Annotated in this window: 1 protein-coding gene; it reads right to left on the bottom strand. The window is 63.1% G+C overall.

The genetic code is table 11. The features are described from left to right. Window positions 1-166: SlyX family protein (locus R0J88_RS21230; RefSeq protein ID WP_410901060.1), on the bottom strand; the 166-nt coding region annotated here is incomplete at its 3' end. Between the last annotated feature and the right edge of the window lie 94 nt (window positions 167-260).

Genomic DNA, 260 nt, shown 5'->3' with positions numbered 1-260 from the left:
GTAGCTGGCTGGCCATCAGCGCGGTGAGGCGCTCGAGTGTCTCTATCTGACGCTGCTGGGTGATGACGGTGCGATCGAGGGTCTCGAGCCAGTCATCCTGATGCGCAAGGCGCGATTCCAGTGCTTCCAGTCGGGCTTCCAGGCTGGGATCAGTCGAGGTTGTCATGCATCTGGGCTCCAGAGGGTAAGGGAATGGTCCGCGTGGGCAGTGGGGGAGGAGGGTGAGGCGGCCGCGGTTGGATGACGACTCATGCCATGAC

It is taken from the genome of Pseudoalteromonas sp. SIMBA_162 (assembly GCF_046535955.1).
Classification (GTDB): Bacteria; Pseudomonadota; Gammaproteobacteria; order Enterobacterales; family Alteromonadaceae; genus Pseudoalteromonas; species Pseudoalteromonas marina.
The sequence above is the reverse complement of the archived record's forward strand: the minus strand, read 5'-3'. Positions and strand labels throughout refer to the sequence as shown.